This is a genomic window from Pseudovibrio sp. Tun.PSC04-5.I4 (genome assembly GCF_900104145.1).
Taxonomy (GTDB): domain Bacteria; phylum Pseudomonadota; class Alphaproteobacteria; order Rhizobiales; family Stappiaceae; genus Pseudovibrio.
This window is the reverse complement of record NZ_FNLB01000006.1, coordinates 1,817,918-1,834,535: the sequence shown is the minus strand read 5'-3', so window position 1 is coordinate 1,834,535 and position 16,618 is coordinate 1,817,918. Positions and strand designations below refer to the sequence as shown.

Annotated in this window: 19 protein-coding genes; 4 read left to right on the top strand and 15 right to left on the bottom strand. The window is 54.1% G+C overall.

All coding sequences use genetic code 11. The annotated features are described in order from the left end of the window. Nucleotides 1–35: 35 nt before the first annotated feature. Genes BLS62_RS13495 through BLS62_RS13480 form a run of 4 tightly spaced genes read left to right on the top strand, consistent with a single transcriptional unit; the run spans nt 36 to nt 2,986 of the window. Entirely contained in the window at nt 36–788 is a 753-nt protein-coding gene (locus tag BLS62_RS13495) for a DNA methyltransferase family protein (RefSeq protein ID WP_093181598.1), read from the top strand. Then, nucleotides 781–1,089: a helix-turn-helix domain-containing protein gene (locus BLS62_RS13490; RefSeq protein ID WP_093181595.1), complete on the top strand. Its 309-nt coding sequence runs from the start codon at nt 781–783 to the stop codon at nt 1,087–1,089. The genes BLS62_RS13495 and BLS62_RS13490 overlap by 8 nt, the downstream gene beginning before the upstream one ends. Beyond that, on the top strand, nt 1,086–2,387 hold the full coding sequence (locus tag BLS62_RS13485; RefSeq protein WP_093181591.1) for a helix-turn-helix domain-containing protein: 1,302 nt from the start codon (nt 1,086–1,088) through the stop codon (nt 2,385–2,387). Before BLS62_RS13490 ends, BLS62_RS13485 begins: the two co-directional genes overlap by 4 nt. Then, nucleotides 2,384–2,986 carry a transcription termination/antitermination NusG family protein gene (locus tag BLS62_RS13480; RefSeq protein ID WP_093177006.1) on the top strand — a complete coding sequence of 201 codons (603 nt, stop codon included), beginning with the start codon at nt 2,384–2,386 and terminating at the stop codon, nt 2,984–2,986. The genes BLS62_RS13485 and BLS62_RS13480 overlap by 4 nt, the downstream gene beginning before the upstream one ends. 133 nt (nt 2,987–3,119) lie before the next feature. Here the strand turns inward: BLS62_RS13480 and BLS62_RS31060 are convergent, their stop codons facing one another. The 15 genes from BLS62_RS31060 to BLS62_RS32190 form a co-directional block, all read right to left on the bottom strand. Then, on the bottom strand, nt 3,120–3,272 hold the full coding sequence (locus tag BLS62_RS31060) for a hypothetical protein (RefSeq protein ID WP_159436467.1): 153 nt from the start codon (nt 3,270–3,272) through the stop codon (nt 3,120–3,122). 367 nt (nt 3,273–3,639) lie between these two features. Continuing rightward, the gene (locus tag BLS62_RS13475) at nt 3,640–6,726 is read right to left on the bottom strand and encodes a beta strand repeat-containing protein (protein ID WP_093181588.1); all 3,087 of its coding nucleotides are present in this window, start codon (nt 6,724–6,726) and stop codon (nt 3,640–3,642) included. A gap of 332 nt (nt 6,727–7,058) precedes the next feature. Continuing rightward, the gene (locus BLS62_RS32200) at nt 7,059–7,454 is read right to left on the bottom strand and encodes a hypothetical protein (RefSeq protein ID WP_244283586.1); all 396 of its coding nucleotides are present in this window, start codon (nt 7,452–7,454) and stop codon (nt 7,059–7,061) included. Then, nucleotides 7,363–7,671 carry a hypothetical protein gene (locus BLS62_RS13465; RefSeq protein WP_093181583.1) on the bottom strand — a complete coding sequence of 103 codons (309 nt, stop codon included), beginning with the start codon at nt 7,669–7,671 and terminating at the stop codon, nt 7,363–7,365. Before BLS62_RS13465 ends, BLS62_RS32200 begins: the two co-directional genes overlap by 92 nt. Beyond that, nucleotides 7,668–9,377 carry an Ig-like domain-containing protein gene (locus BLS62_RS13460; RefSeq protein ID WP_093181580.1) on the bottom strand — a complete coding sequence of 570 codons (1,710 nt, stop codon included), beginning with the start codon at nt 9,375–9,377 and terminating at the stop codon, nt 7,668–7,670. The genes BLS62_RS13465 and BLS62_RS13460 overlap by 4 nt, the downstream gene beginning before the upstream one ends. Next, nucleotides 9,374–10,150 (bottom strand): Ig-like domain-containing protein, encoded by a 777-nt coding sequence (locus tag BLS62_RS13455; protein WP_093181577.1) that lies wholly within the window; start codon nt 10,148–10,150, stop codon nt 9,374–9,376. The genes BLS62_RS13460 and BLS62_RS13455 overlap by 4 nt, the downstream gene beginning before the upstream one ends. Nucleotides 10,151–10,183: 33 nt before the next feature. Further along, complete coding sequence (locus BLS62_RS13450; protein ID WP_093181574.1) at nt 10,184–13,225, bottom strand: beta strand repeat-containing protein; 3,042 nt, start codon at nt 13,223–13,225, stop codon at nt 10,184–10,186. Further along, nucleotides 13,222–14,151: an Ig-like domain-containing protein gene (locus tag BLS62_RS13445; RefSeq protein WP_093181571.1), complete on the bottom strand. Its 930-nt coding sequence runs from the start codon at nt 14,149–14,151 to the stop codon at nt 13,222–13,224. Before BLS62_RS13445 ends, BLS62_RS13450 begins: the two co-directional genes overlap by 4 nt. Beyond that, nucleotides 14,148–14,459 carry a hypothetical protein gene (locus BLS62_RS13440; RefSeq protein WP_093177093.1) on the bottom strand — a complete coding sequence of 104 codons (312 nt, stop codon included), beginning with the start codon at nt 14,457–14,459 and terminating at the stop codon, nt 14,148–14,150. Before BLS62_RS13440 ends, BLS62_RS13445 begins: the two co-directional genes overlap by 4 nt. Before the next feature lie 88 nt (nt 14,460–14,547). Then, nucleotides 14,548–14,766: a hypothetical protein gene (locus BLS62_RS13435; RefSeq protein ID WP_093181568.1), complete on the bottom strand. Its 219-nt coding sequence runs from the start codon at nt 14,764–14,766 to the stop codon at nt 14,548–14,550. Further along, nucleotides 14,763–15,074: a hypothetical protein gene (locus tag BLS62_RS13430; RefSeq protein ID WP_093181565.1), complete on the bottom strand. Its 312-nt coding sequence runs from the start codon at nt 15,072–15,074 to the stop codon at nt 14,763–14,765. The genes BLS62_RS13435 and BLS62_RS13430 overlap by 4 nt, the downstream gene beginning before the upstream one ends. Further along, nucleotides 15,071–15,691, bottom strand: coding sequence for an Ig-like domain-containing protein (locus BLS62_RS13425; protein ID WP_143521554.1), 621 nt, complete (start codon nt 15,689–15,691; stop codon nt 15,071–15,073). The genes BLS62_RS13430 and BLS62_RS13425 overlap by 4 nt, the downstream gene beginning before the upstream one ends. Further along, complete coding sequence (locus BLS62_RS13420) at nt 15,688–15,999, bottom strand: hypothetical protein (RefSeq protein WP_093181559.1); 312 nt, start codon at nt 15,997–15,999, stop codon at nt 15,688–15,690. The genes BLS62_RS13425 and BLS62_RS13420 overlap by 4 nt, the downstream gene beginning before the upstream one ends. Beyond that, nucleotides 15,996–16,307, bottom strand: coding sequence for a hypothetical protein (locus tag BLS62_RS32195; protein WP_093181556.1), 312 nt, complete (start codon nt 16,305–16,307; stop codon nt 15,996–15,998). Before BLS62_RS32195 ends, BLS62_RS13420 begins: the two co-directional genes overlap by 4 nt. After that, the gene (locus BLS62_RS32190) at nt 16,304–16,576 is read right to left on the bottom strand and encodes a hypothetical protein (RefSeq protein WP_093181553.1); all 273 of its coding nucleotides are present in this window, start codon (nt 16,574–16,576) and stop codon (nt 16,304–16,306) included. Before BLS62_RS32190 ends, BLS62_RS32195 begins: the two co-directional genes overlap by 4 nt. Between the last annotated feature and the right edge of the window lie 42 nt (nt 16,577–16,618).

The following is a 16,618-nucleotide window of genomic DNA, read 5'->3' as shown; positions in this document are numbered from 1 at the left end:
CGTCTATCAGTGGAATTGGTTGGGGGGGATGTTGCATGACCTCTCCTAAAAACGCCCGCTCAGTCATGGCCTCCCGCACCGAACCAAGCGGCACGGACGATTACTTCCCCACTCCGCCATGGGCAACGCGGGTTCTTTGTGAGTTGATACTGGGATTAAAAAGTGTCGGAGAGGACGGTTGTGAGCCTCTCAATGCGTGGGAACCTGCCTGCGGCGGCGGGCACATGGCTATTCCGCTTAGAGACTATTTCGACCATGTTAGTGCCTCTGATCTCTTCAATCGTGGTTTTGGGGATGCTCACGGGGAGGCTTGGGACTTCCTGACTATCCTCCCTGAATGGCAGTTCCCGCTTGAGGCCTTTGATTGGATCATAACCAACCCGCCTTTTGGTTTGTTGGCTCAGCAGTTTGTTGAACGTGCTCTAGCCCATAAACCCAAGCGCGGCGTTGCTATGTTGATGCCTCTGCGGTGGCTGGAAACCATTGACCGTGTTGCAACGCTGTTTATGGAACAACCGCCAGATACTGTGGCCGTTTTTGCTGAAAGAGTAGCCATCCACAAAGGGCACTATGACCCAAAGGGTGGAACGGCGACGGCTTATTGCTGGATTATCTGGCGTACCGAACAGGCGACAAGTTCCACGAAGCTTGTCTGGATCCCTCCTTACTCCAAAAAACGTTTTTCCAAACTAAGTGACCTTAAGTTGGCCAGCGCTCCTCAAGTTGTTGCGGAGCAACCTGGCCCCTTGTTTTCTCTCCCTGAAACACTGGAGGTTTGTAATGCGTGATTTCCAAAATCTCACAGAATGGCGACGTGAGTTTTCGCGTAGTCATCTGCCTTCCAGCACTAATCTGGTGTTGCACGCGGTCAGCCTGTTTGCAGAGGACGTTGGCGAGGTTTGCTCGCCTTCGGTTCGGGATCTAGCGCGCCATACCAATCTGAGCATGCCGATAGTGATCAAGCATCTTAGACATGCAGAGCGTGGTGGCTGGCTGGGAGTTCGCAAGTATGGCCCATTAGGAGAGAAACTGAAGCGGAACGAATACATGCCCAAGTTTCCCGAGATGGAAGTGGAGGGCTGGGCATGAGCGAAGTACGAAAGGCCTGGAGCTGGCGGCAAGCTTTCTGCAAGTCTGATCTTCCGGGTCCGACAAGAGCAGTATTGCAAGCTCTGAGCATGTTCATGAATGCGGTTGGAGAGAGTTGCTACCCTTCCATAGAAGACTTGGTGGAGTACAGCGGCTTTAGCAAGAACGCAGTTTTGAAGCATATCGACATAGCAAAGGAAGCTGGTTGGATTGAGGTCTCACAGCATGGTTTTCGAGGGCAAAGATGGAAGCGCCAAGAGTATGTGGCACGGTGGCCAGAGCATGATTTAGTTGCCCCAAGTACTTCCGAGCGTATTGTTAAAAATGCGGAGTTTGAGGAAAAAGGCGGTGCACGTGGTGGACCACCTCCCTTAAAAAAGGTGGTGCACGAGGTGGGTGAAGGTGGTGCACGTGGTGGACCTAAGGTGGTGCACGAGGTGGACCAAGATAAGAACAGTCCACTTAACAATCCAATACCAGTCCAAGAGAGAAAATGCGCGCGCGATGGCGAGAGTGATAAAAATGACAATAACGGCACTGTCACTCGTGAAACGTGGATGCGAAGGCTGAAAAAGGCTCATGAAAGGTGGCCGAGCTATGAAAGCGATGGCAATAAGGATGCTGAAAAAGCATGGTTTGCTCTTTCATCGGAGGATCGAGAGCAGGCGAGCAAAATGCTGAATGCGTACGTTGCCGTTTGCAAACGGCAAGGGCGAACTAAATTCCGGGTGTTCGCGAATTACCTTTCGGAAAAGCTCTGGGAGAAGCTTCCAGCAAACGCCGCGAGCAACGGTGGTTCTGTTGAGCTTGCGAAGGCATACGGCAAGATTTGGGGCGTTTACCGGTTCGCTGACCTGCTGAATCCTCCCAATTCGATGCCGAAACCACCCGCGACTATCGAGGGAATCCTCAATGGTGGAGGAGAACAAGCCGAGGCTGAAAAGCTCCGGCGGTTGGCATTGTATGGGTGGCCTCGGGTGGTGGATATGCACAACCATGCCGCCCGCCGAGGTGGTGGACTGACCGTGAAAGGAAAGCTGGTTCCGCTTGCTGATGAGTTTTTGCAAGTCAGGGTTGGTAACGATATCTGGCAGGCTTGGAAGCAGCTCCACGGCGAGCGTGGCTGGCCATGGTTTGGGCCTGATCGGGATCTACCGGAATGGGTGTACATGCCCAAGCTGCTTACTGAGGAATTCCCATCAACGCTTGAGGCTGTGAGAGCGGCGCTGGCGAGATTTGAGGATGTATGTGCTCGGTTAACGGGTGAGACAACGGCAACTCAGGAGGCGGCTGAATGAAGATGACAGCACCCAATGCGGGCAATAAGGCTCTTGAGCAGGACTACATGCTGCTACGAGCTTTGATGACGAAATCTTCACTGGAATGGATTGTGGTGCGAACCAATCCAAATTGTGAGGATCGAGCACAAGCTAGTATCACTGCCACGGGTGCGATTGCCTACCTGCCGAAGATACCTGTGCTACGAAGGCCTAAGCACATTAACAAAACCATAGATGCAAGCCAGCCCATGTTTCCCAGTTATCTGTTCGTTGGTTTGGACTTTAATGTGCGGGTGAGCTGCGATCAGGTACGGTCCTGCGACGGTGTGGAAAAGATTTTAGCAAGTTCCCTTGAGCAGCCTCCCCACCGTGTACCTCTCGCTGAGATGCTTCGTATTCTGGAAACAGCCTGTGATGCTCAGTTCGGAAAAAAGGCAGTGAACGGTCAGGTCTTTAGCGTGGGCAGTGATATCCTGCTGGTTGCTGGAGTTGGGGCTACACTCAAGGGTGTGGTGAGCGAACTCAGAGCGGGAGGACAAACGTTAAAAGTGGAGCTGGAAGCGTTTGGTCGAACCACAAAGGTAATTGTGCCAGTTGACGAGGTGGAACTTCGTTAACCATTTATCCCGACAGGACGATCATCGTGGATCTTCGGAGTCTGGGCAACCAGAGTTGCTACTATAACAGAGCGTGCCGAAGACAAGGCTCAGTCAACTAAGACGCTGAAAGGCGGAGTTGGCGCGAAGGCTTTTAATGGTAAATTTCCAAACCATTCACGGCGGGTCTGATCTGGATCCGGCGAACATCCAGCTCCTGTGCATCGGGTGTCACAAGCGAAAAGCGGCCAAGGCGCGGCACACACGCAGCTGACCCCTGATCTGTCAGAGTGGGGGGGTGGGTCAAAAGTCCGGGGGGCTCAAGACTTTAACCGGATGCATATTTACGGAGAGATTTTTTTTGCAAACCTTAATTTTGAGCTGCTTGGCGATCCAATACATGAGGGTTTTGGATAACGAGGGCGCCCTCCTCACAGGGCAACTAACGAATAACTTAGACTTATCAGATAGTTAATTGCGTATGAAATAACGCAGAATGAAATCAATTCAGCTTTGGGCGCCACTGCGCCGACGCTGCGCAAGTATTATTTTCCTCAGCTGAAAGTCAGGGATGACCCGCGTGAGCGGGTCGAAGCCAAGTGCCTGGGCAAGCTCATGGTACTGGCAGACGTGGGTAATATTGCAGCCATCAAGGTCTGTTTTTTGGCTCCTCGCTAAAATTTGATGCTCAGGCTGAGTTTACCGCCATAGGCTTCGTAATCCGACACTCCAATCCCATCATAGAACCCTTCGCCGAGGATGCGTATCTTTGGATTAGGGATTGTAATTGCTACACCTCCCTCAAATCGGGCTCTGAAGTTTCCATCAGCAGAGGCAAGCGTTGCATCAATTGGCACGCCGCTGGTCAAGCGGTTGAAGTCATAAATGCCGGAAATGGAGAGAAAGGAAGTAAGCTGATACCCGTTTTCACTTAGGTATTCATAGGTAACTCGCGGGCCAAACTCCAAGCTCCCCAGTGTGAAGGCTTGATCAGGAATTGTATTTCCGAGCCTATCGACATATTCCTCCTGTTTTTCAAAATAATATGTCAATCGTGCGAAGGGATTTAGAGTTAGAGCGTCAAGATTGAAGTCGCCAGTTAAACCTGCCTGCAACAGTAATCGTTCTGTGTCGAAGTTGTCAAAACCCAAGCCCAATGCGTTTACATCATTATTGGATCGACCATATGTTACCTGTCCATCCAGGTAGAGATTAGGCTGTAGTTGAACGACAGCATATGGACCGAACATCCAGCCCACACCTCTTGCGGATGTTGTCGCGGCACTATTGTCGACCTCAGAAATATCCAACTGTGTCATGAAACCTAAAAGCAATGTGTCTTCGTAACGGTAATCGACACCGGCAAAAAACAAACCGTTGTTGCTTTCAAAATTATTGTTTTCGACACGGACGTAAGATCCTTGCGCCCAGATATCAAAGCCTGAGGAGGAGCCACTTGAGGGATCACTACCGGAATCAAGAGTATTTATTGCAGATGTAGCATCGTTAGGACCCGTTTCAGCAGCCCAGCCCAACTTCGCATCAGGACTGGCTTGCCCCACAAGATTGAAACCATTCACAATCCTATTTGTCGCCTTTGTTGCAAGCCCGTTATTGAGAGAGTTCATTTTGGTTCTGAAGGCTGCATAGCTGAACTGGAATGAAGCTTGCTTACGGGCGGAAGAAACGTCGTAGTATAAGCTGTTAAGGCCTTTCTGTTGACCGAATTTCCCCGCCTTTAATCTCTGAACCAGCTTGGGTTGTTCTGCAACGATCTGATTTGCACGTGTACTAATAAATTCGGCGATAACTGCTTTTGTGCGTGCGATGTCTGCTGCACTATCACGACCGTTGGTCAGAGAGAAATCAGCTGTTTCAGTAACAACGCCAACACTGGCATTGACTGTGTAAGGCCCGCCAGATGTGCTGTTTGCTGTGACGTCTAAACTGGCCACACCAGAGGCGTTGGTGATTGCTGTGTCAGTGGCAGGGTCCAGACTTGCCCCGTTTGAGGGCGCCGTGAAGGTGACAACCACATTTGGAACCGGATTGGTGCCGCTGTCCAGGACGGTGACAACAAGTGGATTTGCAAAGGCGGTTGAGATCACTGCGTCTTGAGGAGACCCAGAGTCGGCCGTGATTGTGGCTGCGGCCCCGACGGTATTTGTCAGAGAGAAATCAGCTGTTGTTGCACCACCGACAACACTGGCTTCCACTGTGTAAGCGCCGACTGTGCTGTTTGCTGTGACGATGAAACTGATCTGACCGGCAGCGTCGGTGGTTTCTGTTTGAACGTCAGAGCTCAGACTTGCCCCGTTTGAGGGCGCCGTGAAGGTGACAACCACATTTGGAACCGGATTTGTGCCGCTGTCCAGGACGGTGACAACAAGTGGATTTGCAAAGGCGGTTGAGATCACTGCGTCTTGAGGAGACCCAGAGTCGGCCGTGATTGTGGCTGCGGCCCCGACGGTATTTGTCAGAGAGAAATCAGCTGTTGTTGCACCACCGACAACACTGGCTTCCACTGTGTAAGCGCCGACTGTGCTGTTTGCTGTGACGATGAAACTGATCTGACCGGCCGCGTCGGTGGTTTCTGTTTGAACGTCAGAGCTCAGACTTGCCCCGTTTGAGGGCGCCGTGAAGGTGACAACCACATTTGGAACCGGATTGGTGCCGCTGTCCAGGACGGTGACAACAAGTGGATTTGCAAAGGCGGTTGAGATCACTGCGTCTTGAGGAGACCCAGAGTCGGCCGTGATTGTGGCTGCGGCCCCGACGGTATTTGTCAGAGAGAAATCAGCTGTTGTTGCACCACCGACAACACTGGCTACCACTGTGTAAGCGCCGACTGTGCTGTTTGCTGTGACGATGAAACTGATCTGACCGGCAGCGTCGGTGGTTTCTGTTTGAACGTCAGAGCTCAGACTTGCCCCGTTTGAGGGCGCCGTGAAGGTGACAACCACATTTGGAACCGGATTGGTGCCGCTGTCCAGGACGGTGACAACAAGTGGATTTGCAAAGGCGGTTGAGATCACTGCGTCTTGAGGAGACCCAGAGTCGGCCGTGATTGTGGCTGCGGCCCCGACGGTATTTGTCAGAGAGAAATCAGCTGTTGTTGCACCACCGACAACACTGGCTTCCACTGTGTAAGCGCCGACTGTGCTGTTTGCTGTGACGCTCAAACTGATCTGACCGGCAGCGTCGGTGGTTTCTGTTTGAACGTCAGAGCTCAGACTTGCCCCGTTTGAGGGCGCCGTGAAGGTGACAACCACATTTGGAACCGGATTGGTGCCGCTGTCCAGGACGGTGACAACAAGTGGATTTGCAAAGGCGGTTGAGATCACTGCGTCTTGAGGAGACCCAGAGTCGGCAGAGATTGTGGCTGCGGCCCCGACGGTATTTGTCAGAGAGAAATCAGCTGTTGTTGCACCACCGACAACACTGGCTTCCACTGTGTAAGCGCCGACTGTGCTGTTTGCTGTGACGATGAAACTGATCTGACCGGCAGCGTCGGTGGTTTCTGTTTGAACGTCAGAGCTCAGACTTGCCCCGTTTGAGGGCGCCGTGAAGGTGACAACCACATTTGGAACCGGATTGGTGCCGCTGTCCAGGACGGTGACAACAAGTGGATTTGCAAAGGCGGTTGAGATCACTGCGTCTTGAGGAGACCCAGAGTCGGCCGTGATTGAGGCTGCGGCCCCGACGCTATTTGTCAGAGGGAAATCAGCTGTTGTTGCAACACCGCCAACACTGGCTACCACTGTGTAAGCGCCGACTGTGCTGTTTGCTGTGACGTCAAACTGATCTGACCGAGCGTCGTGGTTTCTGTTTGAACGCAGGGTCAGACTTGCAGGTGAGGGCGCCGTGAAGGTGACTGTCTCATTTGGAACCGGATTTTGCCGCTGTCTCGGACGGTGACAACAAGTGGATTTGTAAAGGCGGTTGAGATCACTGCGTCTTGAGGGACCCAGAGTCGGCCGTGATTGAGGCTGCGGCCCCGACGCTATTTGTCAGAGGGAAATCAGCTGTTGTTGCAACACCGCCAAACTGGCTACCACTGTGTAAGCGCCGACTGTGCTGTTTGCTGTGACGCTCAAACTGATCTGACCGGCAGCGTCGTGGTTCTGTTGAACGTCAGGGTCCAGACTTGCATTGGTTGAGGGCGCCGTGAAGGTGACTGTCTCATTTGGAACCGGATTGTTGCCGCTGTCTCGGACGGTGACAACAAGTGGATTTGAAAGGCGGTTGAGATCACTGCGTCTTGAGGAGACCCAGAGTCGGCCGTGATTGAGGCTGCGGCCCCGACGCTATTTGTCAGAGGGAAATCAGCTGTTGTTGCAACACCGCCAACACTGGCTACCACTGTGTAAGCGCCGACTGTGCTGTTTGCTGTGACGCTAAACTGATCTGACCGGCGCGTCTGTGTTTGCTGTTTGAACGTCAGGGTCAGACTTGCAGGTTGAGGGCGCCGTGAAGGTGACTGTCTCATTTGGAACCGGATTGTTGCCGCTGTCTCGGACGGTGACAACAAGTGGATTTGCAAAGGCGGTTGAGATCACTGCGTCTTGAGGAGACCCAGAGTCGGCCGTGATTGAGGCTGCGGCCCCGACGCTATTTGTCAGAGGGAAATCAGCTGTTGTTGCAACACCGCCAACACTGGCTACCACTGTGTAAGCGCCGACTGTGCTGTTTGCTGTGACGCTCAAACTGATCTGACCGGCAGCGTCGGTGGTTTCTGTTTGAACGTCAGGGTCCAGACTTGCATTGGTTGAGGGCGCCGTGAAGGTGACTGTCTCATTTGGAACCGGATTGTTGCCGCTGTCTCGGACGGTGACAACAAGTGGATTTGAAAGGCGGTTGAGATCACTGCGTCTTGAGGAGACCCAGAGTCGGCCGTGATTGAGGCTGCGGCCCCGACGCTATTTGTCAGAGGGAAATCAGCTGTTGTTGCAACACCGCCAACACTGGCTACCACTGTGTAAGCGCCGACTGTGCTGTTTGCTGTGACGCTCAAACTGATCTGACCGGCAGCGTCGGTGGTTTCTGTTTGAACGTCAGGGTCCAGACTTGCATTGGTTGAGGGCGCCGTGAAGGTGACTGTCTCATTTGGAACCGGATTGTTGCCGCTGTCTCGGACGGTGACAACAAGTGGATTTGTAAAGGCGGTTGAGATCACTGCGTCTTGAGGAGACCCAGAGTCGGCCGTGATTGAGGCTGCGGCCCCGACGCTATTTGTCAGAGGGAAATCAGCTGTTGTTGCAACACCGCCAACACTGGCTACCACTGTGTAAGCGCCGACTGTGCTGTTTGCTGTGACGCTCAAACTGATCTGACCGGCAGCGTCGGTGGTTTCTGTTTGAACGTCAGGGTCCAGACTTGCATTGGTTGAGGGCGCCGTGAAGGTGACTGTCTCATTTGGAACCGGATTGTTGCCGCTGTCTCGGACGGTGACAACAAGTGGATTTGTAAAGGCGGTTGAGATCACTGCGTCTTGAGGAGACCCAGAGTCGGCCGTGATTGAGGCTGCGGCCCCGACGCTATTTGTCAGAGGGAAATCAGCTGTTGTTGCAACACCGCCAACACTGGCTACCACTGTGTAAGCGCCGACTGTGCTGTTTGCTGTGACGCTCAAACTGATCTGACCGGCAGCGTCTGTGGTTTCTGTTTGAACGTCAGGGTCCAGACTTGCATTGGTTGAGGGCGCCGTGAAGGTGACTGTCTCATTTGGAACCGGATTGTTGCCGCTGTCTCGGACGGTGACAACAAGTGGATTTGTAAAGGCGGTTGAGATCACTGCGTCTTGAGGAGACCCAGAGTCGGCCGTGATTGAGGCTGCGGCCCCGACGCTATTTGTCAGAGGGAAATCAGCTGTTGTTGCAACACCGCCAACACTGGCTACCACTGTGTAAGCGCCGACTGTGCTGTTTGCTGTGACGCTCAAACTGATCTGACCGGCAGCGTCGGTGGTTTCTGTTTGAACGTCAGGGTCCAGACTTGCATTGGTTGAGGGCGCCGTGAAGGTGACTGTCTCATTTGGAACCGGATTGTTGCCGCTGTCTCGGACGGTGACAACAAGTGGATTTGTAAAGGCGGTTGAGATCACTGCGTCTTGAGGAGACCCAGAGTCGGCCGTGATTGAGGCTGCGGCCCCGACGCTATTTGTCAGAGGGAAATCAGCTGTTGTTGCAACACCGCCAACACTGGCTACCACTGTGTAAGCGCCGACTGTGCTGTTTGCTGTGACGCTCAAACTGATCTGACCGGCAGCGTCGGTGGTTTCTGTTTGAACGTCAGGGTCCAGACTTGCATTGGTTGAGGGCGCCGTGAAGGTGACTGTCTCATTTGGAACCGGATTGTTGCCGCTGTCTCGGACGGTGACAACAAGTGGATTTGTAAAGGCGGTTGAGATCACTGCGTCTTGAGGGACCCAGAGTCGGCCGTGATTGAGGCTGCGGCCCCGACGCTATTTGTCAGAGGGAAATCAGCTGTTGTTGCAACACCGCCAACACTGGCTACCACTGTGTAAGCGCCGACTGTGCTGTTTGCTGTGACGCTCAAACTGATCTGACCGGCAGCGTCGGTGGTTTCTGTTTGAACGTCAGGGTCCAGACTTGCATTGGTTGAGGGCGCCGTGAAGGTGACTGTCTCATTTGGAACCGGATTGTTGCCGCTGTCTCGGACGGTGACAACAAGTGGATTTGAAAAGGCGGTTGAGATCACTGCGTCTTGAGGAGACCCAGAGTCGGCAGAGATTGAGGCTGCGGCCCCGACGCTATTTGTCAGAGGGAAATCAGCTGTTGTTGCAACACCGCCAACACTGGCTACCACTGTGTAAGCGCCGACTGTGCTGTTTGCTGTGACGCTCAAACTGATCTGACCGGCAGCGTCGGTGGTTTCTGTTTGAACGTCAGGGTCCAGACTTGCATTGGTTGAGGGCGCCGTGAAGGTGACTGTCTCATTTGGAACCGGATTGTTGCCGCTGTCTCGGACGGTGACAACAAGTGGATTTGTAAAGGCGGTTGAGATCACTGCGTCTTGAGGAGACCCAGAGTCGGCCGTGATTGAGGCTGCGGCCCCGACGCTATTTGTCAGAGGGAAATCAGCTGTTGTTGCAACACCGCCAACACTGGCTACCACTGTGTAAGCGCCGACTGTGCTGTTTGCTGTGACGCTAAACTGACTCACCGAGGCGTCAGTGGTTGCTGTTGAACGTCAGGGTCAGACTTGCCCGGTTGAGGGCGCCGTGAAGGTGACTGTCTCATTTGGAACCGGATTGTTGCCGCTGTCTCGGACGGTGACAACAAGTGGATTTGCAAAGGCGGTTGAGATCACTGCGTCTTGAGGAGACCCAGAGTCGGCCGTGATTGAGGCTGCGGCCCCGACGCTATTTGTCAGAGGGAAATCAGCTGTTGTTGCAACACCGCCAACACTGGCTACCACTGTGTAAGCGCCGACTGTGCTGTTTGCTGTGACGCTCAAACTGATCTGACCGGCCGCGTCTGTGTTTGCTGTTTGAACGTCAGGGTCCAGACTTGCATTGGTTGAGGGCGCCGTGAAGGTGACTGTCTCATTTGGAACCGGATTGTTGCCGCTGTCTAGGACGGTGACAACAAGTGGATTTGTAAAGGCGGTTGAGATCACTGCGTCTTGAGGAGACCCAGAGTCGGCCGTGATTGAGGCTGCGGCCCCGACGCTATTTGTCAGAGGGAAATCAGCTGTTGTTGCAACACCGCCAACACTGGCTACCACTGTGTAAGCGCCGACTGTGCTGTTTGCTGTGACGCTCAAACTGATCTGACCGGCAGCGTCGGTGGTTTCTGTTTGAACGTCAGGGTCCAGACTTGCATTGGTTGAGGGCGCCGTGAAGGTGACTGTCTCATTTGGAACCGGATTGTTGCCGCTGTCCAGGACGGTGACAACAAGTGGATTTGTAAAGGCGGTTGAGATCACTGCGTCTTGAGGAGACCCAGAGTCGGCCGTGATTGAGGCTGCGGCCCCGACGCTATTTGTCAGAGGGAAATCAGCTGTTGTTGCAACACCGCCAACACTGGCTACCACTGTGTAAGCGCCGACTGTGCTGTTTGCTGTGACGCTCAAACTGATCTGACCGGCAGCGTCGGTGGTTTCTGTTTGAACGTCAGGGTCCAGACTTGCATTGGTTGAGGGCGCCGTGAAGGTGACTGTCTCATTTGGAACCGGATTATTGCCGCTGTCTCGGACGGTGACAACAAGTGGATTTGTAAAGGCGGTTGAGATCACTGCGTCTTGAGGCGACCCAGAGTCGGCCGTGATTGAGGCTGCGGCCCCGACGCTATTTGTCAGAGGGAAATCAGCTGTTGTTGCAACACCGCCAACACTGGCTACCACTGTGTAAGCGCCGACTGTGCTGTTTGCTGTGACGCTCAAACTGATCTGACCGGCAGCGTCGGTGGTTTCTGTTTGAACGTCAGGGTCCAGACTTGCATTGGTTGAGGGCGCCGTGAAGGTGACTGTCTCATTTGGAACCGGATTGTTGCCGCTGTCTCGGACGGTGACAACAAGTGGATTTGTAAAGGCGGTTGAGATCACTGCATCTTGAGGAGACCCAGAGTCGGCCGTGATTGAGGCTGCGGCCCCGACGCTATTTGTCAGAGGGAAATCAGCTGTTGTTGCAACACCGCCAACACTGGCTACCACTGTGTAAGCGCCGACTGTGCTGTTTGCTGTGACGCTCAAACTGATCTGACCGGCAGCGTCGGTGGTTTCTGTTTGAACGTCAGGGTCCAGACTTGCATTGGTTGAGGGCGCCGTGAAGGTGACTGTCTCATTTGGAACCGGATTGTTGCCGCTGTCTCGGACGGTGACAACAAGTGGATTTGCAAAGGCGGTTGAGATCACTGCGTCTTGAGGAGACCCAGAGTCGGCCGTGATTGAGGCTGCGGCCCCGACGCTATTTGTCAGAGGGAAATCAGCTGTTGTTGCAACACCGCCAACACTGGCTACCACTGTGTAAGCGCCGACTGTGCTGTTTGCTGTGACGCTCAAACTGATCTGACCGGCAGCGTCGGTGGTTTCTGTTTGAACGTCAGGGTCCAGACTTGCATTGGTTGAGGGCGCCGTGAAGGTGACTGTCTCATTTGGAACCGGATTGTTGCCGCTGTCTCGGACGGTGACAACAAGTGGATTTGTAAAGGCGGTTGAGATCACTGCGTCTTGAGGCGACCCAGAGTCGGCCGTGATTGAGGCTGCGGCCCCGACGCTATTTGTCAGAGGGAAATCAGCTGTTGTTGCAACACCGCCAACACTGGCTACCACTGTGTAAGCGCCGACTGTGCTGTTTGCTGTGACGCTCAAACTGATCTGACCGGCAGCGTCGGTGGTTTCTGTTTGAACGTCAGGGTCCAGACTTGCATTGGTTGAGGGCGCCGTGAAGGTGACTGTCTCATTTGGAACCGGATTGTTGCCGCTGTCTCGGACGGTGACAACAAGTGGATTTGTAAAGGCGGTTGAGATCACTGCGTCTTGAGGAGACCCAGAGTCGGCCGTGATTGAGGCTGCGGCCCCGACGCTATTTGTCAGAGGGAAATCAGCTGTTGTTGCAACACCGCCAACACTGGCTACCACTGTGTAAGCGCCGACTGTGCTGTTTGCTGTGACGCTCAAACTGATCTGACCGGCAGCGTCGGTGGTTTCTGTTTGAACGTCAGGGTCCAGACTTGCATTGGTTGAGGGCGCCGTGAAGGTGACTGTCTCATTTGGAACCGGATTGTTGCCGCTGTCTCGGACGGTGACAACAAGTGGATTTGTAAAGGCGGTTGAGATCACTGCGTCTTGAGGAGACCCAGAGTCGGCCGTGATTGAGGCTGCGGCCCCGACGCTATTTGTCAGAGGGAAATCAGCTGTTGTTGCAACACCGCCAACACTGGCTACCACTGTGTAAGCGCCGACTGTGCTGTTTGCTGTGACGCTCAAACTGATCTGACCGGCAGCGTCTGTGTTTGCTGTTTGAACGTCAGGGTCCAGACTTGCATTGGTTGAGGGCGCCGTGAAGGTGACTGTCTCATTTGGAACCGGATTGTTGCCGCTGTCTCGGACGGTGACAACAAGTGGATTTGAAAAGGCGGTTGAGATCACTGCGTCTTGAGGAGACCCAGAGTCGGCCGTGATTGAGGCTGCGGCCCCGACGCTATTTGTCAGAGGGAAATCAGCTGTTGTTGCAACACCGCCAACACTGGCTACCACTGTGTAAGCGCCGACTGTGCTGTTTGCTGTGACGCTCAAACTGATCTGACCGGCAGCGTCTGTGTTTCTGTTTGAACGTCAGGGTCCAGACTTGCATTGGTTGAGGGCGCCGTGAAGGTGACTGTCTCATTTGGAACCGGATTGTTGCCGCTGTCTCGGACGGTGACAACAAGTGGATTTGAAAAGGCGGTTGAGATCACTGCGTCTTGAGGAGACCCAGAGTCGGCCGTGATTGAGGCTGCGGCCCCGACGCTATTTGTCAGAGGGAAATCAGCTGTTGTTGCAACACCGCCAACACTGGCTACCACTGTGTAAGCGCCGACTGTGCTGTTTGCTGTGACGCTCAAACTGATCTGACCGGCAGCGTCGGTGGTTTCTGTTTGAACGTCAGGGTCCAGACTTGCATTGGTTGAGGGCGCCGTGAAGGTGACTGTCTCATTTGGAACCGGATTGTTGCCGCTGTCTCGGACGGTGACAACAAGTGGATTTGAAAAGGCGGTTGAGATCACTGCGTCTTGAGGAGACCCAGAGTCGGCCGTGATTGAGGCTGCGGCCCCGACGCTATTTGTCAGAGGGAAATCAGCTGTTGTTGCAACACCGCCAACACTGGCTACCACTGTGTAAGCGCCGACTGTGCTGTTTGCTGTGACGCTCAAACTGATCTGACCGGCAGCGTCTGTGTTTGCTGTTTGAACGTCAGGGTCCAGACTTGCATTGGTTGAGGGCGCCGTGAAGGTGACTGTCTCATTTGGAACCGGATTGTTGCCGCTGTCTCGGACGGTGACAACAAGTGGATTTGAAAAGGCGGTTGAGATCACTGCGTCTTGAGGAGACCCAGAGTCGGCCGTGATTGAGGCTGCGGCCCCGACGCTATTTGTCAGAGGGAAATCAGCTGTTGTTGCAACACCGCCAACACTGGCTACCACTGTGTAAGCGCCGACTGTGCTGTTTGCTGTGACGCTCAAACTGATCTGACCGGCAGCGTCGGTGGTTTCTGTTTGAACGTCAGGGTCCAGACTTGCATTGGTTGAGGGCGCCGTGAAGGTGACTGTCTCATTTGGAACCGGATTGTTGCCGCTGTCTCGGACGGTGACAACAAGTGGATTTGAAAGGCGGTTGAGATCACTGCGTCTTGAGGAGACCCAGAGTCGGCCGTGATTGAGGCTGCGGCCCCGACGCTATTTGTCAGAGGGAAATCAGCTGTTGTTGCAACACCGCCAACACTGGCTACCACTGTGTAAGCGCCGACTGTGCTGTTTGCTGTGACGCTCAAACTGATCTGACCGGCAGCGTCTGTGTTTGCTGTTTGAACGTCAGGGTCCAGACTTGCATTGGTTGAGGGCGCCGTGAAGGTGACTGTCTCATTTGGAACCGGATTGTTGCCGCTGTCCGGACGGTGACAACAAGTGGATTTGAAAGGCGGTTGAGATCACTGCGTCTTGAGGAGACCCAGAGTCGGCCGTGATTGAGGCTGCGGCCCCGACGCTATTTGTCAGAGGGAAATCAGCTGTTGTTGCAACACCGCCAACACTGGCTACCACTGTGTAAGCGCCGACTGTGCTGTTTGCTGTGACGCTCAAACTGATCTGACCGGCAGCGTCGTGGTTTCTGTTTGAACGTCAGGGTCCAGACTTGCATTGGTTGAGGGCGCCGTGAAGGTGACTGTCTCATTTGGAACCGGATTGTTGCCGCTGTCTCGGACGGTGACAACAAGTGGATTTGTAAAGGCGGTTGAGATCACTGCGTCTTGAGGAGACCCAGAGTCGGCCGTGATTGAGGCTGCGGCCCCGACGCTATTTGTCAGAGGGAAATCAGCTGTTGTTGCAACACCGCCAACACTGGCTACCACTGTGTAAGCGCCGACTGTGCTGTTTGCTGTGACGCTCAAACTGATCTGACCGGCAGCGTCGTGGTTTCTGTTTGAACGTCAGGGTCCAGACTTGCATTGGTTGAGGGCGCCGTGAAGGTGACTGTCTCATTTGGAACCGGATTGTTGCCGCTGTCTCGGACGGTGACAACAAGTGGATTTGTAAAGGCGGTTGAGATCACTGCGTCTTGAGGAGACCCAGAGTCGGCCGTGATTGAGGCTGCGGCCCCGACGCTATTTGTCAGAGGGAAATCAGCTGTTGTTGCAACACCGCCAACACTGGCTACCACTGTGTAAGCGCCGACTGTGCTGTTTGCTGTGACGCTCAAACTGATCTGACCGGCAGCGTCTGTGGTTTCTGTTTGAACGTCAGGGTCCAGACTTGCATTGGTTGAGGGCGCCGTGAAGGTGACTGTCTCATTTGGAACCGGATTGTTGCCGCTGTCTCGGACGGTGACAACAAGTGGATTTGAAAAGGCGGTTGAGATCACTGCGTCTTGAGGAGACCCAGAGTCGGCCGTGATTGAGGCTGCGGCCCCGACGCTATTTGTCAGAGGGAAATCAGCTGTTGTTGCAACACCGCCAACACTGGCTACCACTGTGTAAGCGCCGACTGTGCTGTTTGCTGTGACGCTCAAACTGATCTGACCGGCAGCGTCGGTGGTTTCTGTTTGAACGTCAGGGTCCAGACTTGCATTGGTTGAGGGCGCCGTGAAGGTGACTGTCTCATTTGGAACCGGATTGTTGCCGCTGTCCGGACGGTGACAACAAGTGGATTTGTAAAGGCGGTTGAGATCACTGCGTCTTGAGGAGACCCAGAGTCGGCCGTGATTGAGGCTGCGGCCCCGACGCTATTTGTCAGAGGGAAATCAGCTGTTGTTGCAACACCGCCAACACTGGCTACCACTGTGTAAGCGCCGACTGTGCTGTTTGCTGTGACGCTCAAACTGATCTGACCGGCAGCGTCTGTGTTTGCTGTTTGAACGTCAGGGTCCAGACTTGCATTGGTTGAGGGCGCCGTGAAGGTGACTGTCTCATTTGGAACCGGATTGTTGCCGCTGTCTCGGACGGTGACAACAAGTGGATTTGAAAGGCGGTTGAGATCACTGCGTCTTGAGGAGACCCAGAGTCGGCCGTGATTGAGGCTGCGGCCCCGACGCTATTTGTCAGAGGGAAATCAGCTGTTGTTGCAACACCGCCAACACTGGCTACCACTGTGTAAGCGCCGACTGTGCTGTTTGCTGTGACGCTCAAACTGATCTGACCGGCAGCGTCGGTGGTTTCTGTTTGAACGTCAGGGTCCAGACTTGCATTGGTTGAGGGCGCCGTGAAGGTGACTGTCTCATTTGGAACCGGATTGTTGCCGCTGTCTCGGACGGTGACAACAAGTGGATTTGAAAGGCGGTTGAGATCACTGCGTCTTGAGGAGACCCAGAGTCGGCCGTGATTGAGGCTGCGGCCCCGACGCTATTTGTCAGAGGGAAATCAGCTGTTGTTGCAACACCGCCAACACTGGCTACCACTGTGTAAGCGCCGACTGTGCTGTTTGCTGTGACGTCAAACTG